We start from the raw sequence: 26,483 nt of genomic DNA on the forward strand, positions 1-26,483 counted from the left end.
CAGAGCGCGCGGGGGCCGCACGGCGTGCGGGGAGCCGCAGGTCCGCGCGGAAACGCACATTCCACAAGAAGTATTGCACAACAGTTCTTGTGCACCTAGGCTGAACGCATGAGCGAACACCCTCCCCGCAGTGACGCCGCCCACCTGCGCGTGCTGGTGCACCCCACGCGGGTGCGGCTCCTCGGACTGCTGCGCGAGCACGGGCCGCAGACGGCGTCCATGCTGGGCGCGCACGTCGACGAGGCCCCGGGCACCCTCAGCTACCACCTGTCCAAGCTCGCCGAGGCCGGGTACATCCACGAGGAGGAGCGCCCGGGCGACCGGCGGCAGCGGTGGTGGTCGGCCACCCATTCCGCGACCGTGTGGGACGATGCGGAGCTCGCCCGCGACCCCGACTCGCTCGCCGCCTCGCGCGACTTCTCCCGCGCCGTCATGCAGGAGTACGCCCGCCGCTTCGACGCCTACCTCGCCGGGACGCCAGAGCTCGGCGAGGACTGGGTGCGGGCTGGGATGTCCACCGACCGACTGCTGCACCTCACCGCCGAACAGCTGCAGGGACTCCGGGAGGACCTCCTCGCCGTGGCCGCGAAGTGGCAGGCGGTGAGCGACACGGCGACCCCGGATGCGGCACAGGTCACCGTCGTGCTGCAGGCCTACCGCTCGGCACCATGACCGTCACGACCCGCCGGGCCGCCGGATCGCTCACCGCCCTCGTCGTGAGCCACGCGCTGTCGCGCACCGGCAACGTCGTAACGGTCTTCGCCGTCCCCTTCACGGTGCTCGCGCAGGGCGGCGACGCCGTGCAGGTCGGGATCGCGGCGGCCGCGGCCACCGCACCGATCGTCATCGGCGGGCCCTTCGGCGGCGTGCTCGTCGACCGCATCGGCGCCCTGCGGTCCTCCGTCGCCGCCGACCTCATCAGCGGCGCGACGATCGCCCTCATCCCGATCACCGCGATGCTCGGGCTCTCGTCCTTCCCGCTCCTGGTCGCCCTCGTGTTCCTCAGCGGCCTGCTCGACGCCCCGGGCGAGACCGCGCGGCGGATCATGGTGCCGGGCCTCTCCCTCGAGGCGGGTATCCCGCTCGAACGCTCCGTCGGGTTCCTCGACGGCGCCACCAGGGCGTCCTCGCTGCTCGGCGCGCCGCTCGCCGCCCTGCTCGTCGCGACGATCGGTCCCTTCCCAGCGCTGTTCGCGACGGTCGGACTGTTCGCGGTCGCCGCGTTCCTCACCGCTGCGCTCGTCCGCCCGCCGGGCACAGGCCCTGCCCCCACGCCGGCCCGGTCGGGGTACATCGCCGACCTGCGCGAAGGACTCCGATTCGTCGTCACCGACCCGCTGCTGCGCAGTCTCGTCCTGCTCGTGCTCGTCACGAACGCACTCGACGCCGCACGCTCGGCGACCCTCATGCCGCTGTACGCGGCCGAGCGACTCGACGGCGCGGCATCCCTCGGCTTCATCGTCGCGGCCTTCGGCGGCGGCGCATTGGCGGGGACCGTCCTGTTCGGTCTCATCGCCCACCGGCTCCCCCGCCGCATCCCGTTCGTGATCTGCTTCAGCCTGGCCGGCGTCTCGTTGTGCGCGCCGGCACTCGGGTTCGACACGTTCTGGCTCGTGGTCGTCTCGCTGGTGGCGGGCTTCGCGGCCGGCGCGATCAACCCGATCATCGGTGCGGTCGAGCTCGAGCGCATCCCGGGTCCCATGCGTGCGCGCGTGCTCGGGCTCATCACGGCCGGGGCGTGGGCCGGGATGCCGCTGGGCGCCGCCCTCGGCGGGCTCGCGGCCGAGGCATGGGGGCTGACGACCACCTTCGTCGTGGCCGCCGTGATCTACCTCGCCGCCACGCTCACGCCGCTCCGCGGCGGACCGTGGCGCCTCATGGAGCGGCGACCGTCGGACTGACCGCGCTGCGACCGCGCCGGGCGGATGCTGCGACGACCGCGCCGTCAGCCGCGTCCGCGGGACGCGGCATCCACCACGCCCTGCGCGCTGCGGGCCAGGAACGCCACGATCTCCGAAGCATCCGCCTCGGTGCCGAGCGCGAGTTCGATGAGCACCTCTTCGGCGAACGCGATCCATGCGCGCAGCGACACCCGCAGCAACGGGGTGTCGGCGACCCCGAGTTCGAGGAAGACCGTGATGATGCGGTCAGCGTGCTCGTCGCGGGTGCCGTCGACGATCGTGCGCACGACCGGGTCGCCGCTGGCGACGCCGCGCACGAGCGAGTAGAACGTGCCGCGGTGCTCGCGCACGAAGGCGACGATCCGCTCGAGCGTGTCGGCGAGCCGCTCGCGCGGCGCGAGGTCGGGCCGCGGCGTGGATGCTGCGAGCATGCTCGCCCCGGCCGCCGTCACGACTGCGCGGTGCAGCCCCTGCCGAGACCCGAAGTAGTGGAAGACGAGTCCGCGGGAGACCCCGGCGCGGGCGGAGAGCTCCTCGATGGTGAGGTCGTCGAGGGGCCGTTCGGCGAGGAAGCCGACGCCGAGCGCGAGCAGTTGCGCCCGCCGCTCCTCGGGCGTCAGGCGCCGCCGCCGCTCGCTGTCCACCCGTCCGACCCTACGCGGCAGGGCTTCAGGAGGTGGCGATGAGACTCCTCTCATGCCCTATTGACCGACTGTCAACACTGCTTAGCCTCGAAGGGCGACGGCATCGTGGCCGTCCCTCACCCCCGGAGGATTGATGAAGATCCGTACCCTCACCCGTTCCCGCGCCGGCCGCGTCACGCTGGCCGCCGTGCCCGTCGGCGTGGTCGCCGCATGCCTCATGGGCGGCGTCGCGCAGGGCTCCGTCCCGGTGTCGTTCGCCGTCTCCGGCAGCCAGTTCCAGATCAGCGCGGCGAGCCTCGACGGCACCGGGTTCTCGCAGTACGGCGGGGTCACGCAGGACACGGCGGGCGGCGAGCACGCGGTCGCGATCGCCAACATCAAGGACGCGACCCTCGTCGACCTGTGCCAGTCGGTCGTCACCGAGACCCCGCTCGGCACCGTCGGCGTGCTCATCAAGGCCGGCGGCGGCGAGACCCCCGTCACCGCGACCGACCTGCAGCTGGGCATGACGGGCCTGCGCGGCGACTCGTCGTTCAGCAACATCCGCATCGGCGTGGACGCCTCGACCGTGAACACCGAGGCGAAGGGCGACGCCGGCGACTTCGCGCAGGACGCCGACACCGTGCGGATCACGAACCTGCAGCAGACCGCCTGGAGCACGCAGGCGGGGGTGTTCAACCTCGCCGGGATGTCGCTGGAGCTCACGGACGGACAGACATGCTTCTGACCGCTGCGACGAGGCGGACCGCCATGACGGCACGACACCGCGCATCCGCCACCGGGCGACGCGCGCGGTTCCGTGCCTGGCGACGCCGGCGCCCGTTCGTGGGGGGCCTGCTCATCATCCTGGCCGGGCTGGAGGTGTTCGCCTCGAGTCAGCTCGACGTCGGCGAGCTGCACATCCAGCTGGGCATCGAGGGCCTGCAGGCGACCATCATCCCGCTCGCGCTCGTGCTGCTCGGCGTGCTCATCATCGCGATGCCTGCGCACCGCATCTTCTACGGCGTCCTCGCCCTCGCCGTCGGGCTGTACTCACTCATCGGGGTGAACCTCGGCGGCTTCGTCGTCGGGATGCTGCTCGCCGCCGTCGGCGGCGTCATCGCGGTGTCGTGGATGCCGAAGGACGCCGCTCCCACCGCCGAGACGCCGGACGCGGACGGCGCACCGCCCGAGGAGCGGGCATGATCCGGTTCGCCCGTGCAGGGGCGGTCGTGGCGGCGGCGGTGCTTTCCGCATCCGCGCTGTCGGGTGCCGCGGCGGCACCGGCGTCGATGTCCGCGACGACCGCCGCGTGGTGGTGCGTGCCCATCCCGAAGATCTGGGAGTGCGACGAATGGGGGAAGCAGACGCCCGCGCCCACACCGAGTGCCACGGCGACCGACGCACCGTCGGCCGAGGACCCGGGCGACGACACCGCCAGTGATGCGGACGGCGACGAACCCGGCGCGGACACGCCGCCGGCGGAGGACGCACCGCCGGAGGAGGGCGAGCCGGCCGAAGCCGTCGCCGACGACACGGCACCGGTCTTCACCCAGCCGCCCGCGCAGATGGGCTCCGAGTCGCTGTCGTTCACGGGACTCAAGGGCATCAGCCTGGTGAAGGTGCCGCTCGCCGACGGATCCGAGGCGACGGCGCTGAAGATCTCGGCCGAGACCATCACGGTCGACGGCTTCGCCCTGACGGTCGGACACTTCGACGCCCCGGGACTGGTGACCACCGCCGACCGGATGACGCTGTCGGGCGACGTCTCGGTGTACCTCAACTCGCTCACCGCGACCACCGCGGGCGGACAGTCGCTCACCCTCGGCGCGGACACCCCACCCCCGAAGGACGGCATCGAGCCGACCCTCCTGCGCGTCACGTTCGGCCTCGTCGGCGCGACCGCCGACAGCATCACCTACTCGAACACCGACCAGCGCATGGTGGAGTGACACCCCATCCCCCTCCCCTCCCTCCGGGTCGAGTTGCCTCAGATGTACGCGGCACCCCGTGCGCGGCGTACATCTGAGGCAAGTCGACCGGTGGGGGCGCGGACGGGACGGCAGGTGGGAGTTCCCTGGCAACGGCACGGATGCGGTTGCATCACGCCGCGATTCTCGGAATCGTGGCCGACTCCGCACCATCGATGGAAGGAGAGCACCAATGCTCACACTGACGGAGAACGCGGCCACTGCGGTCAAGACCATCACGGCACAGATCCCTGTCGTCGGCGCCGGCCTTCGCATCCGCGACACCGGCCCCCAGACCGGTTTCGAGCTCGCCCTCGTGCAGGAGCCGGAACCCACCGACACGGTCGTGGAGACCGACGGCGCACGCGTGTTCGTCGACGAGGTCGCCACCACGGCCCTCAGCGACCGGGTGCTCGACGCGGAGATGGGTGCCGACGGCTCGGTGCGCTTCGCGCTCGGCGTCGTCGCCTGACGACCTGACGATGTGGCCCGGGGTGGATCCGCTCCGGGCCACACGCATGTCCGGGCCCGGGGCGCACGTGGGCCGACCCCATCGCGAGTAGGCACGGCCCGGTCGCGTGTGCGCCGGCCCGGTCAGCGGAAGTCGCGGGACCGGTGCTGCACCCCGACCCGCAGGTCTTCGAACCCGTCCGCGACGAGGTTCGCGACCCCCTCGGCGGTGCGCTCCAGCATCCCCCGCACGATGAGCGCGGGCGCGTCCCGCGCGACCCGGCGGTAGCGGTTCCACACCCCGACCGAGCAGATGACGTTCACGAGACCGTGCTCGTCCTCGAGGTTGAGGAATGTGATCCCGGATGCGGTCGCCGGCCGCTGCCGGTGGGTCACGAGGCCTGCCACCTCGATGCGGCGGCCCGATTCGCCGGCGTGCATCTCGCGCGAGGTCAGCACCCCGCGGGCGTCGAGCGCCGACCGGTAGTGCGTGAGCGGGTGGTCGTCGGTGCTGATGCCGGTCGCCCACAGGTCGGCGGCGAGCACGTCGTACGCGGACTGGTCGCCGAACAGCGGCGGCTGCACGAACGCGAGCGAGTCGGGCAGGTACTGCGCCCGGTCCTCCGCGGCGGCGCCGGCGAGCCAGATCGCCTCCCGCCTGCTGAGGCCGAAGCAGTCGAACGCCCCTGCCGTGGCCAGCGCCTCCAGCTGCGTCACGTTCAGGTCGGTGCGGCGCACCAGGTCGCGCATGTCGCGGTAGGGGCCGTTCGCCGTCCGCTCGGCGACGATCCGGGCGGCGACCTCGTCGCCGATGCCGGTGATCTGCCCGAGCCCCAGTCGCACCGCGAACGCGCCGTCGCGCCGGTGCTCGGCGCTCCGGTCGGGCGCCTGCCGGTCGAACAGCCCCGGATGTGGCTGCTCCGGGTCGAGACAGGAGTCCAGGCCGGTGGGCGGGCGCCGTGCACCGGCATCCGCCGCATCCGAAGCATCCGAAGCATCCGAAGCATCCGAAGCATCCGAAGCATCCGAAGCATCCGAAGCAGGTGATTCGGCGAGAACAGGCTGTTCGAAGGTCGGGGCTTCCTGATCTCGCCGAATCACCTGATCTGGCGCGGGTGAGGGTACGGGTGCGGACGCGGGCGCGGCGGGCACCACGTCGACCGGTTCGAGGACCGCCTGCACGCCGGAGCACTGCAGGTGGGGGCGCCGCACCTGCACCCCGTGGCGGCGGGCATCGGCGGCGAGGGTCGCCGGCGAGTAGAACCCCATCGGCTGCGCCCGCAGCAGCCCGGCGAGGAAGGCGGCCGGGTAGTGCAGCTTGAGCCAGGAACTGGCGTAGACGAGCAGCGCGAACGACAGCGAGTGCGACTCGGCGAACCCGAAGTTCGCGAACGCCTGGATCTTCGCGTAGATCGCGTCGGACTGCTCCTGGTCGAGTCCGTTCTCGGCCATACCCCGGTACAGCTGTTCGCGCACCGACTCGATGCGCTCGAGGCCCCGCTTCGAGCCCATCGCCCGGCGCAGCACGTCGGCCTCCTCGGCCGAGCAGTTGCCGATCGCGACGGCCATCTGCATGAGCTGTTCCTGGAACACCGGCACCCCGAGCGTGCGCTCGAGCACCGGCACGAGCTTCGGATGCGGATAGGTCACCGGTTCCTGCCCCATCTTGCGGCGCACGAACGGGTGCACCGCGCCGCCCTGGATCGGCCCCGGCCGGATGAGCGCGATCTCGATCGCGAGGTCGTAGAACGCCCGCGGCTGCAGCCTCGGCAGCAGGCCCATCTGCGCGCGGGACTCCACCTGGAAGACACCCACCGCATCCGCCCGGCACAGCATGTCGTAGACGCCGGGCTCCTCCTTCGGCATGCTCGCGAGGTCCCACTCCTCCCCCGTCGACTCGCGGATCATGTCGAAGCAGTGCTGCAGCGCGGCCAGCATCCCGAGCCCGAGCAGGTCGAACTTCACGAGTCCCATCCAGGCGGCGTCGTCCTTGTCCCACTGGATGACGGTGCGCCCCGGCATGCGGGCGTGCTCGATCGGCACCACCTCGCCCACCGGCCGGTCGGTGAGCACCATGCCGCCGGAGTGGATGCCGAGGTGCCGCGGCGCCTTCAGCAGCTCGGTGGCGTACGCGATGACCTGATCGGGGATGTCGTGCCCCTCGGCGGACTCGGTGAGCGCGCCCCACCGCTCGACCTGCTTCGACCAGGCGTCCTGCTGGCCGGGCGAGAAGCCGAGCGCCCGCGCCATGTCGCGCACGGCGTTCTTCGGCCGGTACTGGATCACGTTCGCGACCTGCGCCGCCCGCTCCCGCCCGTAGGTCGCGTACACCCACTGGATGATCTCCTCGCGGCGGTCCGAGTCGAAGTCCACGTCGATGTCGGGCTCCTCCTCGCGCATGCTCGAGAGGAACCGTTCGAACGGCAGGTTGAACCGGATGGCGTCGACGGCGGTGATGCCCAGCACGTAGCAGACGGCGCTGGATGCGGCCGAGCCGCGGCCCTGGCAGAGGATGCCGCAGCGACGGGCCTCGGCGACGATGTCGTGCACGATGAGGAAGTAGCCGGGGAAGTCCTTCTGCTCGATGACGTCGAGCTCCCTCGCGATCCGCGCGCGGTGGCCCTCGGGCATGTCGGGGTAGCGTTCGGCCGCGCCCCGCCAGACGAGCTCCCGCAGGTACGACATGGGGGTGTGCCCGTCCGGCACGCGCTGCTTCGGCAGCGCCGGTTTGGCGCGCCGGAGCGGGAACGCGAGTTCGTCGGCGAGCTCGACCGTGCGGGGCACGGCGCCCGGGTAGCGGGTGAACCGGGCGGTCATCTCGGCCCCAGACCGGAGGAACGCCCCGCCGTGCGCGGGCAGCCACCCGTCGAGCTCGTCCATGCTGCGGGTGGCGCGCACGGCGGCGATCGCCGCGGCGAGCACCCGTTTCTCCGGCACCGCGTAGTGGACGTTGCCGGTGGCGACGACGGGCAGGCCCCGCTTGGCGGCGAGCGCGGCGAGCACGTCGTTGTCGCGGCTGTCGGCCGGGCCGCCGTGGTCGAACAGTTCCACCTGCACCGCATCCGGGCCGAAGAGGTCGACGAGCAGGTCGAGCTGCTCCCCCGCGGCCTGCGGCCCGGATGCGGCGAGCGCCTGCCGCACCGCGCCCTTGCGGCAGCCGGTGAGCACCGCCCAGTGCCCGTCGGCCTGCTCGGCGAGCTCGCGCAGGTCGTACAGGGGCCTGCCCTTCTCGGCCCCGCGCAGCTGCGCCCGGGTGAGGGCGCCGGCGAGCCGGTGATACCCCTCCTCCTGCCGCGCGAGCACGACCAGGTGCGTGCCGGCGGGGTCGGGTTCGCCCTTCTGCGGCGCCGGGAGGCCGAGCGACAACTCGGCGCCGAACACGGTCTTCAGCCGCCGACGCTCCGCCGCCTCCGCCATGCGGACGATGCCGTAGAAGCCGTCGTGGTCGGTGACGGCGAGCGCGTGCAGGCCCAGCCGCTCCGCCTCCTCGACGAGCTCCTCCGGCGAGGAGGCGCCGTCGAGGAACGAGTAGGACGTGTGCGCGTGCAGTTCGGCGTAGGGCACCGCGTCGACGGGGCGCTCGATCGGCGCCCCCAGGTAGGGGCCGCGGTGGGCCGAGAACGCCGGGCCGTCGCCGCCGTCGGCAGCCGGCGTCGCGGGCCGCCGGGTCGCGCTGAGCGCCCGTTCGAGCTCCGACCACGACACGGAGGGGTTGTTGAAGCCCATTAGTCGTACCTCGCCTCGGCGCTCCAGCGGCCGTCCTCGCACACGAGGAGCCACGCGCACTGGTGGTCGTCGACCACCTGGAACCGGTGCGCCACCCGGCGACGCGCCGCATCCCATTCCCGCTCCGCCACCGGCCACGGACCCGCCCACGACAGCACACCGCGGTCGTGCCCCTCGGCGAGGAGCCGCGCGGGCGGGGCGGTGAGCGTGCCCCGGGCGTCGACGACGACCGGATCGCCGTGCGCGTCGCGGACCGCGACCGCCGGAGTCCGCGCGAACACGGTCGCCGGCAGCGGCGCCGGCAACGACCCGGGCCACGGCCGGTCGGGGTCGCGCTCGCGCACCAGGCGGTCGCCCCACGGTACGAGCACCTGCCGTTCCTCGAGCCAGCGTCCGCCGCCGACCGCCGGAGTGAGCACCTCCCGGTGCCCGAGCATCGCCTGCACCCGCGAGAGCGCATGGTGCACCTTCTCCTCGCCGCCGCCGCCGAACAGGGTCGGCACGTGCCCGGATGCGGCGTCCACCGCCTCGGGCGCGATCCGCACCCGCGACACGCCGCTGGAGAGCATGGGCGATTCCGCGAGCTGCCACCGCACCCGGTCGACCACCGCGGCGGCGTCGAAGGTGCCCGGATGCAGCCACACCCGTTCGCTGTGCTCGTGCCGCTCCGTCTCGAGCTCCACCCGCAGCTCGGTGCACACCAGGCGCAGGGCGTCGAGCCGGGCGATGAACTCCTCCGCGACCACGCGCAGCCCGAACGCCACCTGCTCGGCGAGTTCCACCGGCGGGTCGAACCACACCTCCCGGTCGAGTTCGGGCGGGGGCGTGCGCGGCCGCAGGTCGCTGCCGTCGCGTCCGGCGGCGAGGCCGTGCAGCCGCATCCCGTGCGGGCCGAGCCGCTCCTGCACCCGCTCGGACGGCATCTCGGCGAACCTGCCCAGGGTGTGCACGCCGAGCCGGGCCAGCAGGTGCGCGAGGGAGGGGTCGTCGAGCACGGTCACCGGCAGCGGCGCGAGGAAGGCCGCGGTCTCGCCCGGTGGCACCACGTGCACCGGCCGGTCGGGGGCGGTCGCCCGCGCGGCCTGCTCGGCGGCGAACGGACCGTCGGCGATCCCCACCCGCACATCCGCCACCCCGAGCTCGGTCAGCCCGTCGCTCAGCACCTCGGCCGCGGTCTCCTCGCCGCCGTAGAACCGGGCGGGGCCGCGGGCGCGCAGCGCGCACAGTCCCGCCCGCACGATCTGCACGTGCGGTGCCCGCTGCTCGACCGCGGCGACCAGCGGCGCGAACATGCGGTGGTCGCGGTCCTCGTCGGCGGCGACGATCCGCATCCGGGCGCAGCGTGCCTGCGCGTCACGCCTGCGCTGCCCGCGGCGCACGCCGTCGGCCCGGGCGGCGGCCGAGCACGCCATGACGACGTTGTTCCCGACCACCGCGACCGGTTCACCAGCCGGCACCTCGCCGGCACGTTCGAGGGCGACGACGGGCCAGTCCGGCACCCACACGACGATGCTGCGCGGCGCGGACATCAGCCCACCGCCCGCAGCGGCATCGGCGGCGCGGTCCGGGTCGGCACCTGCGTGACCGCCCCGGCCTGGTCGGGCAGCAGCATCCGTGCCCGGCGCGGGACGGGGCTGCGCCGGGAGTGCACCGTGACGGTGACCTCACGCCCGGCGAGGTAGCCGTGCCCCTGCCCGAGGCCGGTCCAGCGCGGATCGGCGATCTCGAACGCCGCCTCCGCCTGCGGCCACTGCCCCTGCACCAGCAGCGCCGCACCGCGGTCGCGCAGCCGGGCCTGCAACCGTGACGCGTCGGCATCCGACACGCGCCCCTGCGGACGCACCGCGACGATCGTCATCACCTCGGCGAGGGTGGCGGCCACCGCGAGCCACCGGGGACCGGGATGCGGCACGAGCACGAGCCGGTCGAGCACCACCCCGAGCCCGGCCGCCGCCTCCGCCCCCAGTTCGGGCATGCCGACCGCGGCGCACCACGATCCGGCCTTCGTCGGCGGCGCGAACAGCGACAGCAGGAGCGTCGACGACGGCGCGAGCGAATAGGCGGCACCGGCCCGCAGCCCGCCGCCCGGCAGGAGGTCGCCGAGGGCGGGCGGGGTCGGCAGCAGCGGCGCGTCGAGCCGCCGCCCCTGCACCCGCTCGAGCTGCGCGCGCAGCCGACGGACCTCGGCCGCAGCATCACTCCGCACGATCGCCCTCACTCCGACAGGTTAGAACGCATGTTCTGTGCCTTCAATGTCAGAGTCGAAGATATGCTCGACCTCCGACATCCACGTCGGAGCCCGTCGCCGCGGTCAGCCCACGAGGGATGCGGTCGTCGCGACGCGGGCGAACCCGCCCTCCGCGAGGACGAGCGCGGTGGTGCGCATGAGCTCCTCGGCGCTGCGGCGCACCTCGCCCACGCCGGGCAGCTCGCCCACGAGGTCGAAGGTGCGCGTGGCGTCGATCACCACGGTCGTGTCGTAGCCGAGGTTCCCCGCCATCCGGGCGGTGGTCTCGACGCACATGTTCGTCTGGATGCCGCAGAGCACGAGCTCGCGGATCCCCTGCTCGCCCAGCCAGGCGTGCAGGTCGACGTCGCCGTAGAAGGCGGAGTTCACGTGCTTGCGGACGAACAGCGCCGGTTCGACCGCCGCGACCGGGTCGACGAGGGCGTTGCCCGCCGCATCCGGATGCAGCGGCGACTCCGGCGAGCGCGAGTCGTGCCGCACGACGACGACCGGCTCGCCGGTGCGCGCCCAGGCGGCCAGGAGCGCGGCGACGTTGCGTTCGCAGTCGGGGTTCGCGGTCGGCCCCCAGAAGTCGAGGTCGTCGAAGCCGCGCTGCATGTCGATCACGATGAGGGCTCTGGTCACGATGCCATCCCATCACGGCACGGGCGCCGCCGGGGCGATGTGCAGAACTCAGGACATTCCATCGTCGCCGCCGCGGACATGCGGCAGAACCGGGCATGCGCCACAACGGTCCTGAGTTCTGAACAGCCGACGGCCGATCAGCCCGGTTCGGAGGCGACCCCCGTCGCCCGCGCCCGCGGCCGGAGCACCCCGAGCACGACGCCGCCGAGCACGAGCACGAGGCCGATCGCCTGCGCCGGGCCGAACGCCTCCCCCGCGAGGAACACGCCGAGCACCACGCCGGTCACGGGGTTGAGGAGCCCCACGATGCCGACGACCGAACCCGGGAGCCGGGAGAGCCCCGCGAACCAGGCGGCGTAGGCGAGCGCGGTCGCGATGAGGATGACGTAGGCGAACCCGGCGATGGCGGGTCCGTCGAGCACGGGCGGCGCCCCCTCGAAGACCACGGCGAACGGCAGCACGACGAGGGAGCCGGCGATGAGCTGCCATGCCGTCATCGACAGCGGCGGCACCTCGGCCCCCCACTTGGCGGTGAGCACGAACCCGAGCGAGGACGACAGCATCGCGCCGATCGAGGCCACGATCCCCCACGGGTCGACTGGCCCGGCGCCGGGGCCCATCATCACGACGACGCCGACGATGCCCACGAGCGCGCCGAGCACGGCGGCGAGCCGCGGCCGCTGCCGCAGCAGGAGCCAGCTGAGCAGCAGCATCGCCGCGGCCGACGTGGACATGAGCGTCGCGGCGAGACTCGTGGGCAGTCGCTGCGCGACGATGTAGACGAGCACGTTCAGGCCGCCAACGGTGAGCGAGCCGAGCACGAGCGAGCGCCACCACCACGAGCCCCGCGGGAGCTTCCGCACGAGCAGCAGCACGAGCAGGCCGGCGGGAAGGCATCGGATGACCCCGCCCCAGAGGGCGGCGTCCGGCGGCAGCACCTGCCGCGTCACGAAGTACGTGCTCCCCCACGCCACCGGGGCGATCGCGGTGACGAGCGCCCACCGAAACCATTTATCTTCCACGGAAAGCACTTTAGCTTACGAGGAAGATATCCTCGACCCCATGACCGATCACCCCGACCGCGTCGACCGCATCCAGGAGGAGTGGCGCACGGCGCGCCCCGACCTCGACCCGTCGCCGCAGGGCGTCATCGGGCGCCTCCACCGGGTCGCGATGGCCCTCACCGCGGAGCTCACCACCGTCTACGCCGCCCACGGCCTGACCGAACCCGAGTTCGACCTGCTCGCCTCGCTCCGCCGCAGCCCGGGACGGAGCCTCCCGGCCGGTGAGCTCGCGGCGCACACGATGGTCACCAGCGGCGGACTGACCAAGCGCGTCGACCGGCTGGTCGCCCGCGGCCTCGTGGAGCGCCTGGGCACCCCGGAGGACGGCCGCCGCCGCATGATCCGGCTGACGGATGCGGGCGGCGAACTCATCGACGAGGCCTTCACCGCGCACATGGCGAACGAGCGCCGGCTGCTCGACGAGCTCGGCGAACACGACGCCGCGGCGCTGGAGCCGATCCTCCGACGCTGGCTGGCTCTCCTCGAGGACGATCAGGCCGCGAGTGCCAGGTAGGGCTCCCAGCAGGGATCGGCCCGTTCCGCCCCGCGCACCATCCAGTGCGATCCGCGCGGCATGCCGGGCACGAGCCGCAGGGTCCACCCCATCTCCTGGGGCGTCCGGTCGCTCTTGAGGTTGTTGCACCGGAGGCAGCAGGCCACGAGGTTCTCCCATGTGTCCCTGCCGCCGCGCGAGCGGGGCAGCACGTGGTCGATCGTGGCGGCGGGTTTGCCGCAGTAGCCGCACCGGTGCGCGTCGCGGCGCAGCACGCCGCGCCGGGTGACGGGCACGTGGTGCGACATCGGCACACGCACGTAGCGGGTGAGGATGATGACGGCGGGCCGGTCGTAGGTCTCACGACTCGCCCGCACGGGTTCACCCTCGACGCGTTCGATGATCGTCGCCTTCTCGTTCATCACGAGCACGAGCGCTCGCTTGAAGGAGACGACGGCCAGGGGCTCGTAGCCCGCGTTCAGCACCAGAGTGCGCATGTCCATGTCCTCTCGAATGGCCGGGACGGCTTCGCGGTTCTTCGATTTCCAGCGGCGCTCGAGCGGAGAGGACATGAAAAAAGGCGCTGTCTACAGACAGCGCCTCGGACGCACGGCGATCCCGTGGCATCCGCTCTCATGATGCCGGTGTCCGGGCAGTCCGATCGCACCCGTGGTTCGGGTGCGTGGAATGCCGTTCATCGGCGACCTCCGTGTCTCTCGGGCGTCGAGACACAGAGTAACCCACCGGGACACGCCCGGGATGCAGCGAGGGGACGCGACGTGTGTCGCGTCAGCCGGCGTTGGAGTAGAGCCAGGCCATCGGGTCGACGAGACCGCCGTTGACACGCACCTCGAAGTGGAGGTGGTTCGCGGTCGAGCGACCCGTGCTGCCCATGAGGCCGATGATCTGCCCGGCGGACACGGTCTGCCCGGGCGAGACGAGGATCTGGTTCATGTGGCCGTACAGGGTGGAGACGGTCACGCCGTTGATGACGTGGTCGATGACCACACCGTTGCCGTACCCGCCGAACCAGCTCGCGACGCGCACGGTGCCGGCGGCAGCGGCGAACTCCGGGGTGTTGGCCGCGCCGAGCAGGTCGACGCCGTCGTGGGAGCCGCTGATGCCGCGACCGATCTTGATGGCGGACATGTCGAGCGGCCAGCGCACCTGGCCGCTGCCGGGGGCGACGAGGCTGAGGTCGACGGAGGAGAGCACGGCTCCCCCGCCGCCGCTGGAGCGCGCGATCTGCGCGGCGCGGGCGGCCGCGGCCTCGGCGGCCTTCTTGGTGGCCACTTCTTCCGCGGTGGTCGCCGCGTAGCTGCTGCGCGAGAGGTCGGTGGTGACGACGTCGGACGCCACGACGAGCGACTGCGCGTTGTCGGCGGCGACCTGCTCGATCGTGGGCACGTCGCCCTCGGGGTTCCAGGCGGCGTAGGCGGGGAGCGCGACGGTGGCGACGAGACCGCCGACCATCGCGAGCACCACGACGCTGCGCAGCGGCTTCTTCGCGTCGAACGTGCGGGGACCGCGCGGCGTGCGCGCGGGACGGGTCTTCGAGCGGGTCGCCTGACGCAGTCCGCGTCGGGCGGGCGTGGGGGTCGCAGCCTCGTCGGGCTCGCGGGGTTCCGCATCCACGTGTTCAGCCAAAATGTCCTCCGGCGCCTCCGCGCGGTGATCGCGCTGGCTCGTCAGCACTCGGTGTTCGGGGCACGATGTGCGGTGTCGGCACCGTTCCGGACGACGAGCCTGAAAGGCAATCCGGACGGGGTCCTTCGGCGGGCTTTCACCTGTGGACCGGACCAGGCTACCCGAAGGTAACGAATAAGTCACATTCCTCCACAGGCCACATCCAGCCTTTCGGAGGTGGGGAGGAACGGATGCGGCGCGCTCAGGCCGCGACGAGGAAGATGTGCGCGGCGACCTCGACGGGCAGCTCGAGTCCCTCCTCGACGCCGTCCATCTGCACCAGCACGTACCCCTCGCTGTACTGGAACGTGCCGGTCGCGCCGGGCACGACCCCCGCTGCACGCAGCTGCTGCAGCAGCTCGGGGTCGACCTGCGCGGGCTCGGCGAGCCGGCGGATCACCCCGGTCGTGGGGCCCCCGACCGCGTCGAGGTGGCGGACAAGGCCGACCACGCCCTCATCGAAGGTCGTGGACGGCAGGTCGCCCAGCTGGTCGAGCCCGGGGATCGGGTTGCCGTACGGCGATTCCGTCGGGTGCCCGAGCAGCTCCACGAGCCGGCGCTCCACCTGCTCGCTCATGACGTGCTCCCACCGGCACGCCTCCTCGTGCACGTACGCCCAGTCCAGGCCGATGACGTCGCTGAGCAGCCGCTCCGCGAGCCGGTGCTTGCGCATGACGTCGACGGCCTTCTGCCGGCCCGCGTCGGTGAGTTCGAGGGTGCGGTCGTCCGAGACGACCACGAGACCGTCGCGTTCCATGCGGCCGACGGTCTGCGAGACGGTGGGGCCGGAGTGGCCGAGGCGCTCGGAGATCCGCGCGCGCAGGGGGGTGATGTTCTCCTCCTCGAGCTCGAGGATGGTGCGCAGGTACATCTCGGTGGTGTCGATGAGATCGGTCATGGCGGTCCTCGGGCGAGATTTCGGGAGTGTCGGTCCAGCCTATCCAACGTGTGACGGACCGAGGCGGTGCCCGGCCCCGCGGCCCCCTCCGGGCGATGGGGGCGCCCGGCGGGTCGCCCTAGAATCATCCCTATGCCCCACGTCGTGCTTCCCACTGAGCTCCTGCCCGCTGACGGACGGTTCGGATGCGGCCCGTCCAAGATCCGTCCCGAGCAGGTGCGCGCGCTGGCCGAGTCCGGCGCGACGCTGCTGGGCACGTCGCACCGGCAGAAGCCGGTCAAGAACCTCGTGGGCAGCGTGCGCTCGCGACTCGCGGACCTGTTCCGCCTCCCGGACGGCTACGAGATCATCGTCGGCAACGGCGGCTCGACCGCGTTCTGGGATGCTGCCGCGTTCGGGCTCATCGAGCGCCGCGCGCAGAACCTCGTCTACGGCGAGTTCGGCGGCAAGTTCGCCAAGGCCGCCGCCGCCCCGTGGCTCGAGGCGCCCGACGTGCGCAAGGCCGAGCCGGGCTCCAGCATCGCCGCCGACCCGGTCGAGGGCGTCGACGTCTACGCGTGGCCCCACAACGAGACCTCCACCGGTGTCGCGACCGCGATCTCCCGCGTGCACGGCGACGAGGGCGCCCTCACCGTCATCGACGCGACGAGCGCCGCGGGCGGCATCGACTTCTCGGTCGCCGAGGCCGACGTGTACTACTTCGCGCCGCAGAAGAACCTCGGCTCGGACGGCGGCCTGTGGTTCGCTGCGGTCTCGCCCGCCGCGATCGAGCGGATCGAGCGGGTCGCCGCATCCGGCCGCTACATCCCCGACTTCCTCAGTCTGAAGAACGCGCTCGACAACTCGCGTCTGCAGCAGACGCTGAACACCCCGGCGGTCGGCACCCTGGTGCTCCTCGACGAGCAGCTCGGCTGGATCCTCGAGCACGGCGGCCTCGCGTGGGCCGGCGCCCGCACCGCCGAATCGTCGAACGCGCTGTACGAGTGGGCCGAGGCGTCCGCGGTCGCGACCCCGTTCGTGGCGAACGCCGCCGACCGCTCCCCCGTCGTGGTCACGATCGACTTCGACGAGTCCGTCGACGCCGCCGCGGTCGCCGCGAGCCTGCGTCAGAACGGCATCGTCGACACCGAGCCGTACCGCAAGCTCGGCCGCAACCAGCTGCGGATCGCGACGTTCGTCTCGATCGACCCCGACGACGTGCGACAGCTCATCCGCTGCATCGACTACACGCTCGAGCACATCTGAGCCCACATGACGAAGGGCCCGCCGGCACCGGACGGTGCGGGCGGGCCCTTTCCCGTGCGAGGTCAGTCCTCGGCGTCGTCTCCGTCGGGCTCGTCGTCCGAGTCCTCGTCGTCGTCCACGTCCTCGTCGTCCTCGTCGTCGTCGTCCTCGTCGTCCTCGTCGTCGTCGGCGTCCTCGTCGTCCGAGTCGTCGGCGTCCTCGTCGAGTTCGTCGATGTCGACCCCGTCGACGTCGCCGGCGTGCAGGATCGGCGAGCCGTCGGTGTCGAAGTCCGCGGCGTCGAGGTCGTCGACGTCGTCCAGGTCGTCGTCGAGACCGGCATCATCGTCTGCGTCGTCGTCCGCGTCGTCGTCCGCGTCCTCGCCGCCCTCCGCCTGCGCGGCGGCCGCCGCGGCCTGCTGCGCGCGGTATTCGGCGAGCCGCACGGCCCACGGCACCCACTCGGGTGCGAGCAGGGCCGACTCGCCCGGCAGCAGTTCCGCCTCGAGCACAGTGGGCTCCTCGCCCTCGACGCGCGCCACGCTGACGGTCCAGTACCAGCCGGGATAGCCGGCGAGACGGTTCTCGAACCGCAACGACACCACCCCGTCGGGCTCCACGGTGTACCCGGCGGCCGGGCCGATCGTGGACTCCGGGGTGATCTCCTTCAACCCGGCGAGCGCCAGGTCGTGGGCGGCGACGAGCTGCGCGTCGGCGGGGGGCGCCGGCACGGCCTCGGGGGCCGCGTCGACCGGCTCGTCGACCGCAGGCGCGTCGTTCACGGCATCGGGATCAGGCATCGAGCTCGTCCGCGACCTTCCGCAGCACCGCGGCGACCTTCTTCGCGTGGCCGCTCGAGGGGTACCGCCCGCGACGCAGGTCGCCGCCGACGTTGTCGAGGAGCTTCACGAGGTCCTCGACGATGACCGCCATGTCGTCGGCGGGCTTGCGGGAGCGCTTCGCGAGGCTGACCGGCGCCTCGAGCACGCGGACCGAGAGCGCCTGGAGGCCTCGCTTGCCGTCGGCGACCCCGAACTCGAGACGGGTGCCGGGCCGGAGCGACGTGACGCCGGCGGGGAGCGCGGTGGCGTGGAGGAAGACGTCCTGGCCGTCATCGGTGGTGATGAAGCCGAAGCCCTTCTCTTCGTCGTAGAACCTGACCTTGCCGGTGGGCATGGACACCTCACTGAATCGTTGGCCCGCGGGGCGCGGGCGCGACGGAATCGGGGCGGATCGACCCCGTCACCAGCCTAGTCGCTCCCGTCGAGGCGGTAGGCTGGAACGGATGAGCAAGACGAGCGACGGCGACGTGCCAATCCAGCGACTGGACCGCATCCTCGCGACGATGTCGCTGGGCCTGCTGGTGCTGTCCGTCGGCTGCTTCTTCGCGATCATGATCGGCTCCACCGCCGGCGCCGATTTCGGCGCGGGGGCATGGCCCGCCGTGAGCATCGTCGTCTACTTCGCCCCGCTGCTGGCCTTCGCGATGATGCTGACGGTCATCATCCGGGCCTTCGTGCGGAGGGGCCGGGCGAACCGAGCCCGCTGAGCGTGGTCGCCTCCTCGGACGAACGGTCGCTGGCGGGGGCACTTGCGCGCCTGGACGATGCCGCACTGGCACACGTCCTGACCCTCCGCGGGGTCTCCCCCGACGCCCCCTGGCACGACTTCTTCGACGTCGCCGAGGCGCTCCTCGCCCCGGCCTCCGTCGACCGGGCGCTGATCGGCCTCCCGCGGCCGCTGCTGACCGCGCTGGTGGACGGCCGTGACGACCCGGGCCTGCTCGAACGGATGCTGCGGCATCCCGACGGCGACGGGTTCGCCGCCGTGAACGCCCGGGTGCGCGAGCTCACCGCCGACCTCCCCCACGCCGCACCGACCGACGACCCCCGGCCCGCCGACGACGCCGCCGTCGCGGCCGCCGCCGAGCACGCGTTCACCGCGGTCGCCTCGCTCACCGACCTGCTGCTGTGGACCCTGGTCACCCCGATCGCACGCACGGGCGCGGGCACGGTGGGCGTGGCCGACCGACGCCGCCTGGTGGAGGCCGGCGCGGTGGCCGACGCCGAGGAGCTGGAGGACCTGCTGGCGATCGCCGCTGACGCGGGTCTCGTCCGCGACCTCGACCGGGCCTGGCACGCCACGGCCACCGCCGAGCACTGGGTCGCGCTGCCGACGCCGGAACGGTGGGCCACGGTGGCGGACGCGTTCGTCGCGGCGCTCCGGCCGGGGCTGCGGACCCCCGACGCGGGGGTGCTCCCACCGTCGGCGTGGGCCGACGCGTACCCGCTCGACGCCGGCTGGCCCCAGACCGCGGCGCGGCTGCTCACCCGCGCCGAGCGCCTCGGCGTGCTCGCCGCCGGCCGCACGGAGCCGCCCTGGAGCGCCCGCCTGCGCACGACGGGGTCGTTCGAGCTCGCCGCGCTCGCTCCCCACCTCCCGGCCGAGATCGACCGGATCTACCTGCAGGCGGACCTCACCGCGATCGCGCCGGGGCCGCTGCTGCCCGTCATCGAACAGCGTCTGCGCACGATGGCGGTGCGCGAGAGCCGCGCGCAGGCGTCGACCTACCGGTTCAGCGCCGAGTCGCTCGCCGCCGCGGTGGCGACGGGCGAGACCGCCGAGTCGCTCCGCGGATTCCTCGGCGAGGTGTCGCTGACCGGCATCCCGCAGCCGCTCGCCTACCTCATCGACCGCGCCGCCGCACGGCACGGCGGCCTGCGGGTGGGCGTCGACCCGGAGACCGGCAACACGGTCGTGGACGGCGACGACCCCGACCTGCTCGCCACCGTCGCGGTCGACCAGGCGCTCCGCGCCGTCGGTCTCGTCGCGCACGGCGACCGCCTCGTCTCGCGCGCGTCCCGGGACGCCGTCTACTGGAGCCTCTTCGACGCCCGCTACCCCGTCATCGCGGTCGACCACGACGGCGATCCGCACGCCCTCCGCCGGCACGGCACGAGCGCGGCGGATGCGGCGCCCACCGCGCTGGAGCGCTACGCCCCGCTCATCGCCGAGCTGCGTGCGCACCAGGGCCCCGACGCCGAGGGCGCGTGGCTCGAGCGCGAACTGGAGCAGGCGGTGAAGACGCGTGCGGTCGTGGAGGTGACCGTGCGGCTCCCCGACGGCACCGCTCGGACCTTCCAGCTCGAGGCCACCGGGCTCGGCGGCGGGCGCCTGCGCGGCCGTGACCGCGGCGCGGACGTCGAACGCACGCTGCCGTTGTCGAGCATCGAGAGCGCCCGTCCGGTCTGACCGACCCGGACCCACCCCGTGCTGCGGACGGTAGACTCGGCGGTTATGTCAGACGGCCCCCTGATCGTCCAGAGCGATCGCACGGTCCTGCTCGAAGTCGCCCACCCCGACGCCGAGAACGCCCGCCACGAACTCGCCGTGTTCGCTGAGCTCGAACGCGCCCCCGAGCACATCCACACCTACCGGATCACCCGGCTCGGCCTCTGGAACGCGCGCGCCGCCGGACACGACGCAGAGGACATGCTCGGCACGCTCGACCGCTGGTCGCGGTTCCCCGTGCCGGCATCCGTCTCCACCGACATCCGCGAGACCGTGTCGCGTTACGGCCGCCTGGTCATCGAACGCGGACCGTACGGCGACGACGAGAAGGCGCTCATCCTGCGCTCCAGCGACCGGGCCGTCCTCACCCAGGTCGCCGCGAACAAGCGCATCCAGCCCCTGCTCGTCGCGCACCCGACGCCCGACACGTTCGTCGTCGACGCGTGGGCACGCGGGCAGATCAAGCAGGAGCTGCTGAAGCTCGGCTGGCCCGCGGAGGACATCGCCGGCTACACGCCCGGCACCCCGCATCCGATCGACCTCGACGAGGACGGCTGGCAGCTGCGGCCGTACCAGCGCAAGGCCGTCGACATCTTCACCGACGGCGGCTCCGGCGTCGTCGTGCTCCCCTGCGGCGCCGGCAAGACCCTCGTGGGCGCCGCCGCCATGGCCGACACGAAGACCACCACGCTCATCCTCGTGACCAATGCAGTGAGCGCCCGGCAGTGGCGCGACGAGCTCCTCAAGCGCACGACGCTCACGCCCGAGGAGATCGGCGAGTACTCGGGCCAGGTGAAGGAGGTCAAGCCGGTCACGATCGCGACCTACCAGATCCTCACCGCGAAGCGGAAGGGCGCCTACGCGCACCTGGCGCTCCTCGACGCCCTCGACTGGGGCCTCGTGGTCTACGACGAGGTGCACCTGCTCCCGGCCCCGGTGTTCAAGCTCACCGCCGATCTGCAGGCCCGCCGGCGTCTCGGGCTCACCGCCACCCTCGTGCGCGAGGACGGTCGCGAGGGCGACGTGTTCAGCCTCATCGGGCCGAAGCGGTTCGACGCGCCGTGGAAGGAGATCGAGGCGCAGGGCTTCATCTCCCCCGCCGCGTGCTACGAGGTGCGCGTCGACCTCCCCGCCGACGAACGGCTCGAATACGCGGCCGCCGCCGACGAGGAGCGCTACCGCCTCGCCGCGACCGCACCCGCGAAGATCGACGTCGTCCGTGCCCTCGCCGCCCGCCACGCGGGCGAGCAGATCCTCGTCATCGGCCAGTACCTCGACCAGATCGACACGCTGGCGGACGCCCTCGGCGCCCCGAAGATCACCGGCGCGACCCCGGTCGACGAGCGTGAGCAGCTGTACCAGGCGTTCCGCGACGGCACCGTGCCGCTGCTCGTCGTGTCGAAGGTGGCGAACTTCTCGGTCGATCTCCCGGAGGCATCCGTCGCCATCCAGGTCTCGGGGTCGTTCGGCTCGCGGCAGGAGGAGGCGCAGCGCCTGGGGCGGCTGCTGCGACCGAAGACGAACGGGCACACCGCGAGCTTCTACACGCTCATCGCCCGCGACACGGTGGACCAGGACTTCGCGCAGAACCGCCAGCGCTTCCTCGCCGAGCAGGGCTACAGCTACACGATCCTGGACGCCGACGACCTCGTCGCGCCGGTGTCCTGACACGGCCCCGGAACCCGCCCCACGCAGCCGTTCGCGACGCGCGTACCCGCCGCATGCAGCCATCCCATGGGAACGGTCACCATAATGGCCCTATGACCGCACCGCGCATTCTCGTCGTGGACGACGAGCCGAACATCCGCGACCTGCTCATCACGAGCCTGAAGTTCGCCGGCTTCCAGGTGCGCGCCGTCTCCAACGGCGCCCAGACCATCTCCGCCGTCCTCGAGGAGGAGCCCGACCTCATCCTCCTCGACGTGATGCTGCCCGACATGAACGGGTTCAGCGTCACCAAGCGGCTCCGCGAGGCCGGATACACCGCCCCGATCCTCTTCCTCACCGCGAAGGACGACACCGAGGACAAGATCACGGGCCTGAACGCCGGTGGCGACGACTATGTGACCAAGCCGTTCTCACTGGACGAGATCGTCGCCCGCATCCAGGCGATCCTCCGCCGCACGATGCAGGCCGACGAGGACTCCGTCATCCGCACCGGCGAACTGACGATGGACCAGGACACCCACGACGTGTTCGTCGGCGACACGCAGATCGAACTCAGCCCCACCGAGTTCAAGCTGCTGCGCTACCTCATGCTCAACCCCAACCGGGTGCTCAGCAAGGCGCAGATCCTCGACCACGTGTGGGAGTACGACTTCAACGGCGACGCCGGCATCGTGGAGAGCTACATCTCCTACCTGCGTCGCAAGATCGACCCGCACGCCTCGGAGTCGCTCATCCAGACCAAGCGCGGCTTCGGCTACATGCTGAAGGCGGGCAAGTCCGCCTGAGCCGCCTCGCATGCCCGAGCCGCAGCCGCGCCACGCCTCACCCGACGGGTTGACCCGCTGGTGGCGCAGCGTCAGCCTGCGCGCCAAGGTCACCGGGGTCACGGTCGGCGTGCTCGTGGTGGGGCTGTTCGCCACCGGACTCGGCACCATGCTGTTCCTGCGGACGGCGCTGCTGGCGAACCTGGACACGACGCTCACCCCGCTGACGCAGGGCAACGTCGCCGCCACCGCGCTGCTGGAGACCGAGGTGACCGCCGACGGGCTCGTGTTCACCCCGCGTGAGGACGTCGCCCCCACCGACTACGAGGTCGCGGTCTACGACGCATCCGGGATGCTGGTGCTCACCGCCGGCGGTGAGGCGAGCGACACCGTCGCGGTCTTCCCGCGCTCGTTCCCGCTCGACTACGCGTACACCCACCAGCTCGAGCCCTTCGACCTGGACGGCGCCCCGGCCGGGTCGTACCGGGCGATGGCGATCGTCACGCAGTTCGACGGCAACCCGTTCTTCACGCAGGTGGTGGCGATCCCCACCGCCGAGACCGAACGGGTCGTGGCCACCTACCTCGGCATCTACACGCTGCTCGCGCTGGTCGTCGTGATCGCCGCCGCCGTGCTCGTGCGCTGGGTCGTCACGCTCACCTTCCGCAGCCTCACCCAGGTGGAGCGCACCGCGGACGCGATCGCGGGCGGCGACTTCAGCCTCCGCCTCACCGACCTCGAACCGGAGACGACCGAGGTCGGCCGCCTGAAACGCGCGATCAACGCGATGCTCGGCCGCATCGACGCGTCGCTGTCGCAGCGCGACGCCACGGTGCGTCAGATGCGCCGGTTCATCGGCGACGCGAGCCACGAGCTGCGCACCCCGCTCGTCACGGTCCGCGGCTACGCCGAGCTGTACCGGATGGGCGCGATCCCGGATGCGGACGCCACCGGGCAGGCGATGGAGCGCATCGAGAAGGAGGCGATCCGGATGACCACCATGGTCGAGGACCTCCTGGCGCTCGCGCGGCTGGACGAGCGCCGGGGCATCGTGCCGGTGCCGGTCGACCTGCGCCCCATCGCCAGGGATGCGGCGATGGACGTCCGCGCCTCCTCGCCGCAGCGCCGGGTCACGGTCGTCGACGTGAGCGGCGACCGCACGGTCGTGCAGACCCCACCGATCGAGCTGCCCGCGACGCAGCCCACCCCGACGACCGCGCGCCGCCGCGGCCCGGTGCCGACCGCGGCGATCAACCTCGCCTCGCGCCTGCGCCGCAAGCCCCGCGCGGACCAGAGCGGCCTGACGGGTGAGGTGCCGACCCTCACCGCCCCGTTCGCCCTGCCCTCTCGGCCGCCGATCGTGCTCGCCGACGAGAACAGCGTCCGCCAGGTCGTGGCGAACCTCCTCGGCAACGCCCAGCGCTACTCCCCCGAGGACGCCCCGATCGAACTGCGCGTGGGCACCGACGAGGAGCGGCAGGTCGGCTGGATCGAGATCGTCGACCACGGCGAGGGCGTGCCCGAGCAGATCCGTGAACAGATCTTCCAGCGGTTCTGGCGGGCCGACACCTCACGCACCCGGGAGACGGGCGGGTCGGGCCTCGGCCTGTCGATCGTCGCCTCGCTCGTCGACGCGCTGCACGGCGACGTGCGCGTGGGCGACACCCCGGGCGGCGGTGCGACCTTCCGGGTCTCCTTCCCCCTCGCCGACGACGACGCCGTCACGTCCGCCGGCGACGCCCCGGCGTCGGCCGCCACCGAGTAGCGCGTCCGCCGCTCAGTCGCGTCCGAGCGCGTCGCTGACGGCCGCCAGCGCCTCGACGGCGGACACCGCATCCGCCAGCGCCTCGGCGGGCGCCTGCGCGAGGCGCTCCGCCCAGTAGGTGTGGATGCGGGCGACGTGCTCGGCCGCCTTCGCCGTCGGCGCGAGCGTCACCGAGCGCGCGTTGTCGGGCACCCGCCCCCGCACGACGAGCCCCCCGGCTTCGAGCGTCCGCACCGCCGTGCTGACGTTGCTGCGCTGCAGCCCGGTCGCCTCGGCGATCTGGGTCGGCGTGGAATGCGGATGCCGGTGGATCTCGCGGATCACCGCGACCTCGGTGCCGGTGAGCGGCACCACGTCGCGCAGATCCGGATGACGGATGTCGAGCTGACCGGCGAGGTGGGTCACGACGTCGGCCAGCCGGGCGAGGTCGACGGGACCGGGGCGACTCGTGCTCGTCATGGCACCATCCTACGTCGATGTTATGATTCTATAATCATAACTAGCACTCACGGAAGCAGGATCTGTTGACCACGGACACCGTCGCGCCCCCGTCCGCCCGCCGCAGCCGGAAGGGAAGCCCGGGACTCACCCTCGTCGCCGTCTGCTTCGGCCTGTTCATGGTCGGGCTCGATTCCACCGTCGTCCACATCGCGAACCCCGCGATCCAGGCCGACCTCGGCGCCACCTTCGGCGAACTGCAGTGGATCATCAACACGTATCTGCTCGCCCTCGCCGTCTGCCTCATCCCGGCGGGCAAGCTCGGAGACCGGTACGGCCGCAAGAAGCTGTACGTCGTCGGCGTCGTGCTCTTCGGTGTGACGAGCGTCGCGATCGGCCTCAGCGGCACCGTGACCGCGGTCCTGGTCTTCCGCATCCTGCAGGGTGTGAGCGCCGCCCTGCTCATGCCGCAGACCCTCGCACTCCTGCGCGCCACGTTCCCGCGGGAGAAGTTCGGGATGGCCGTCGGCATCTGGGGCGGCGTCTCCTCCGTGGCGATCGCGGGAGGCCCGCTCGTCAGCGGGCTGCTCGTCGGTTCCCTCGGCTGGGAATGGGTGTTCTTCATCAACGTGCCGTTCGCGATCGCCGGCGTCGTGATCACCGCGCTCGTCGTCCGCGAGACCGAACGCGAGCACGGCGGACGCATGGACGTCACGGGGATCCTGCTGCTCGCCGGTGCGCTGTTCGCCATCGTCTTCGGGGTCGTGCAGGCACAGGTGTGGGGCTGGGCCAGCGCCGCGACGATCGGGGTCTTCGTGGCCGCGGTCGTGCTGCTGGCGCTGTTCATCGTGGTCGAGGGCAAGGTCGACTCCCCGCTCATCCCGCTCACGCTCTTCCGCTCCGCAGGCGTGAGCGTCGGCGGCATGGTGTTCATCGCGAACTTCTTCGCGATCCTCGGTGTGACCTTCCTGCTGACCCTGTTCCTCATGAACTCGCTCGGCCGGTCGACCGCGATGGCAGGCCTCATGATGCTCCCGATGAGCGCGTTCTCGATCCCCTCCGCCCCGATCGGCGCGGCCCTCACCGCGAAGATCGGCCCGCGCAAGGTCGCGGCGATGGGACTCGCGCTCATGGCGGTCGGCCTCGCCGCACTGACCTTCGTCACGGTCGACACGTCCTACTGGCTCATGGCCGTCCCGTTCGTCGTCATCGCCTTCGGTTCCGGCTTCGCGATCCCCTCCGGCGCCGACCTCATCGTCGGCGGGTCGCCGGTGCACCTCGCCGGCGTCGCGAGCGGCTTCCAGACGACCTGCATCCAGGTCGGCGGTGCGATCGGCACCGCGGTGCTCTCCGCGATCGTCGCGGCGAAGGTCGTGCCGGCGGTCGCGGCGACGCCGCTGCCGGCGGAGAGCGTGGAAGCGGCGTCCGCCGGCGTCGTCTTCGACGCCTTCCCGGGGGTCAACGCCGCCTTCGTGGACGGCATGCACGTCGGCCTCTGGGTCGCCGCCGGGCTGTGCGCGGCCGTCGCCGTGCTCGTGCTGGCCGCGGTCCGCGAACCGAAGCACCACGACACGGCGACCGTGCTCACCGAGACCGTGGAGGGCGAGGCCGGGCACATCTGACCCGCGACCGCGTCATGCGAGGACCCGG

26 protein-coding genes are annotated in these 26,483 nt (G+C 72.3%); 14 read left to right on the forward strand and 12 right to left on the reverse strand.

Features of this window, described 5'->3' with window-relative positions:
• Positions 1 to 108 precede the first annotated feature (108 nt).
• Positions 109 to 672, forward strand: coding sequence for an ArsR/SmtB family transcription factor (locus ACWAUO_RS00430; protein ID WP_460772150.1), 564 nt, complete (start codon positions 109 to 111; stop codon positions 670 to 672).
• Complete coding sequence (locus ACWAUO_RS00435) at positions 669 to 1,901, forward strand: MFS transporter (RefSeq protein ID WP_460772151.1); 1,233 nt, start codon at positions 669 to 671, stop codon at positions 1,899 to 1,901. The genes ACWAUO_RS00430 and ACWAUO_RS00435 overlap by 4 nt, the downstream gene beginning before the upstream one ends.
• Before the next feature lie 44 nt (positions 1,902 to 1,945).
• Here the strand turns inward: ACWAUO_RS00435 and ACWAUO_RS00440 are convergent, their stop codons facing one another.
• Positions 1,946 to 2,545, reverse strand: coding sequence for a TetR/AcrR family transcriptional regulator (locus ACWAUO_RS00440; protein WP_460772153.1), 600 nt, complete (start codon positions 2,543 to 2,545; stop codon positions 1,946 to 1,948).
• Between the two features lie 133 nt (positions 2,546 to 2,678).
• Between ACWAUO_RS00440 and ACWAUO_RS00445 the strand changes: the two genes are divergently transcribed.
• The 4 genes from ACWAUO_RS00445 to ACWAUO_RS00460 all read left to right on the forward strand — a co-directional run bounded on the left by ACWAUO_RS00445 (position 2,679) and on the right by ACWAUO_RS00460 (position 4,966).
• On the forward strand, positions 2,679 to 3,272 hold the full coding sequence (locus tag ACWAUO_RS00445) for a DUF6230 family protein (protein ID WP_460772155.1): 594 nt from the start codon (positions 2,679 to 2,681) through the stop codon (positions 3,270 to 3,272).
• A gap of 23 nt (positions 3,273 to 3,295) precedes the next feature.
• Positions 3,296 to 3,730, forward strand: coding sequence for a DUF6114 domain-containing protein (locus ACWAUO_RS00450; protein WP_460772156.1), 435 nt, complete (start codon positions 3,296 to 3,298; stop codon positions 3,728 to 3,730).
• Entirely contained in the window at positions 3,727 to 4,476 is a 750-nt protein-coding gene (locus ACWAUO_RS00455; RefSeq protein WP_460772158.1) for a hypothetical protein, read from the forward strand. Before ACWAUO_RS00450 ends, ACWAUO_RS00455 begins: the two co-directional genes overlap by 4 nt.
• A 211-nt stretch (positions 4,477 to 4,687) precedes the next feature.
• A complete protein-coding gene (locus tag ACWAUO_RS00460) occupies positions 4,688 to 4,966 on the forward strand; it encodes a HesB/IscA family protein (protein WP_460772159.1) in 279 nt (92 codons plus the stop codon).
• A gap of 122 nt (positions 4,967 to 5,088) precedes the next feature.
• On the opposite strand, the gene ACWAUO_RS00465 is transcribed toward ACWAUO_RS00460, so the two are convergent.
• The 5 genes from ACWAUO_RS00465 to ACWAUO_RS00485 form a co-directional block, all read right to left on the reverse strand.
• Positions 5,089 to 8,670, reverse strand: coding sequence for an error-prone DNA polymerase (locus ACWAUO_RS00465; RefSeq protein WP_460772161.1), 3,582 nt, complete (start codon positions 8,668 to 8,670; stop codon positions 5,089 to 5,091).
• On the reverse strand, positions 8,670 to 10,199 hold the full coding sequence (locus ACWAUO_RS00470; RefSeq protein ID WP_460772162.1) for a DNA polymerase Y family protein: 1,530 nt from the start codon (positions 10,197 to 10,199) through the stop codon (positions 8,670 to 8,672). Before ACWAUO_RS00470 ends, ACWAUO_RS00465 begins: the two co-directional genes overlap by 1 nt.
• Entirely contained in the window at positions 10,199 to 10,888 is a 690-nt protein-coding gene (locus ACWAUO_RS00475) for a hypothetical protein (RefSeq protein WP_460772164.1), read from the reverse strand. The genes ACWAUO_RS00470 and ACWAUO_RS00475 overlap by 1 nt, the downstream gene beginning before the upstream one ends.
• A gap of 93 nt (positions 10,889 to 10,981) precedes the next feature.
• Entirely contained in the window at positions 10,982 to 11,542 is a 561-nt protein-coding gene (locus tag ACWAUO_RS00480; protein WP_460772165.1) for a cysteine hydrolase family protein, read from the reverse strand.
• A 137-nt stretch (positions 11,543 to 11,679) separates the two neighbouring features.
• Positions 11,680 to 12,564 (reverse strand): EamA family transporter, encoded by an 885-nt coding sequence (locus ACWAUO_RS00485; protein WP_460772166.1) that lies wholly within the window; start codon positions 12,562 to 12,564, stop codon positions 11,680 to 11,682.
• Between the two features lie 40 nt (positions 12,565 to 12,604).
• On the opposite strand from ACWAUO_RS00485, the gene ACWAUO_RS00490 reads away from it, so the two are divergent.
• Complete coding sequence (locus ACWAUO_RS00490; RefSeq protein WP_460772168.1) at positions 12,605 to 13,120, forward strand: MarR family winged helix-turn-helix transcriptional regulator; 516 nt, start codon at positions 12,605 to 12,607, stop codon at positions 13,118 to 13,120.
• Here the strand turns inward: ACWAUO_RS00490 and ACWAUO_RS00495 are convergent.
• From ACWAUO_RS00495 to ACWAUO_RS00505, 3 genes are all read right to left on the reverse strand, one after another.
• Complete coding sequence (locus ACWAUO_RS00495) at positions 13,099 to 13,596, reverse strand: HNH endonuclease (RefSeq protein WP_460772169.1); 498 nt, start codon at positions 13,594 to 13,596, stop codon at positions 13,099 to 13,101. The two genes, ACWAUO_RS00490 and ACWAUO_RS00495, sit on opposite strands and share 22 nt — an antisense overlap.
• 292 nt (positions 13,597 to 13,888) lie before the next feature.
• On the reverse strand, positions 13,889 to 14,734 hold the full coding sequence (locus ACWAUO_RS00500) for a M23 family metallopeptidase (protein ID WP_460772171.1): 846 nt from the start codon (positions 14,732 to 14,734) through the stop codon (positions 13,889 to 13,891).
• A 253-nt stretch (positions 14,735 to 14,987) separates the two neighbouring features.
• The gene (locus ACWAUO_RS00505; protein ID WP_460772172.1) at positions 14,988 to 15,683 is read right to left on the reverse strand and encodes a metal-dependent transcriptional regulator; all 696 of its coding nucleotides are present in this window, start codon (positions 15,681 to 15,683) and stop codon (positions 14,988 to 14,990) included.
• Between the two features lie 132 nt (positions 15,684 to 15,815).
• Here ACWAUO_RS00505 and serC point away from each other — a divergent pair, with 132 nt between their 5' ends.
• Positions 15,816 to 16,928, forward strand: a complete 1,113-nt coding sequence (gene serC / locus ACWAUO_RS00510) for a phosphoserine transaminase (RefSeq protein ID WP_460772174.1) — start codon at positions 15,816 to 15,818, stop codon at positions 16,926 to 16,928.
• A 62-nt stretch (positions 16,929 to 16,990) separates the two neighbouring features.
• Here serC and ACWAUO_RS00515 read toward each other — a convergent pair whose 3' ends face one another.
• Together ACWAUO_RS00515 and ACWAUO_RS00520 are read right to left on the reverse strand one after the other, a co-directional pair.
• Positions 16,991 to 17,707 (reverse strand): DUF3027 domain-containing protein, encoded by a 717-nt coding sequence (locus ACWAUO_RS00515; protein WP_460772175.1) that lies wholly within the window; start codon positions 17,705 to 17,707, stop codon positions 16,991 to 16,993.
• A complete protein-coding gene (locus ACWAUO_RS00520) occupies positions 17,700 to 18,083 on the reverse strand; it encodes a cold-shock protein (RefSeq protein ID WP_460773267.1) in 384 nt (127 codons plus the stop codon). Before ACWAUO_RS00520 ends, ACWAUO_RS00515 begins: the two co-directional genes overlap by 8 nt.
• Before the next feature lie 109 nt (positions 18,084 to 18,192).
• Between ACWAUO_RS00520 and ACWAUO_RS00525 the strand changes: the two genes are divergently transcribed.
• The 5 genes from ACWAUO_RS00525 to ACWAUO_RS00545 all read left to right on the forward strand — a co-directional run bounded on the left by ACWAUO_RS00525 (position 18,193) and on the right by ACWAUO_RS00545 (position 24,395).
• The gene (locus tag ACWAUO_RS00525; RefSeq protein WP_460772177.1) at positions 18,193 to 18,456 is read left to right on the forward strand and encodes a multidrug ABC transporter ATPase; all 264 of its coding nucleotides are present in this window, start codon (positions 18,193 to 18,195) and stop codon (positions 18,454 to 18,456) included.
• Between the two features lie 2 nt (positions 18,457 to 18,458).
• Entirely contained in the window at positions 18,459 to 20,159 is a 1,701-nt protein-coding gene (locus ACWAUO_RS00530) for a helicase-associated domain-containing protein (RefSeq protein ID WP_460772178.1), read from the forward strand.
• 45 nt (positions 20,160 to 20,204) lie between these two features.
• On the forward strand, positions 20,205 to 21,866 hold the full coding sequence (locus tag ACWAUO_RS00535) for a DNA repair helicase XPB (protein WP_460772180.1): 1,662 nt from the start codon (positions 20,205 to 20,207) through the stop codon (positions 21,864 to 21,866).
• Positions 21,867 to 21,958: 92 nt separating this feature from the next.
• Entirely contained in the window at positions 21,959 to 22,651 is a 693-nt protein-coding gene (locus tag ACWAUO_RS00540) for a response regulator transcription factor (RefSeq protein ID WP_460772182.1), read from the forward strand.
• 10 nt (positions 22,652 to 22,661) lie between these two features.
• Positions 22,662 to 24,395, forward strand: coding sequence for a sensor histidine kinase (locus ACWAUO_RS00545; RefSeq protein WP_460772183.1), 1,734 nt, complete (start codon positions 22,662 to 22,664; stop codon positions 24,393 to 24,395).
• A gap of 12 nt (positions 24,396 to 24,407) precedes the next feature.
• Here ACWAUO_RS00545 and ACWAUO_RS00550 read toward each other — a convergent pair whose 3' ends face one another.
• Positions 24,408 to 24,854: a MarR family winged helix-turn-helix transcriptional regulator gene (locus ACWAUO_RS00550; RefSeq protein ID WP_460772185.1), complete on the reverse strand. Its 447-nt coding sequence runs from the start codon at positions 24,852 to 24,854 to the stop codon at positions 24,408 to 24,410.
• A 65-nt stretch (positions 24,855 to 24,919) separates the two neighbouring features.
• Between ACWAUO_RS00550 and ACWAUO_RS00555 the strand changes: the two genes are divergently transcribed.
• Entirely contained in the window at positions 24,920 to 26,455 is a 1,536-nt protein-coding gene (locus ACWAUO_RS00555; protein WP_460772186.1) for an MFS transporter, read from the forward strand.
• Positions 26,456 to 26,483 lie beyond the last annotated feature (28 nt).

The sequence above is a fragment of the Microbacterium sp. GXF7504 genome (assembly GCF_054798235.1).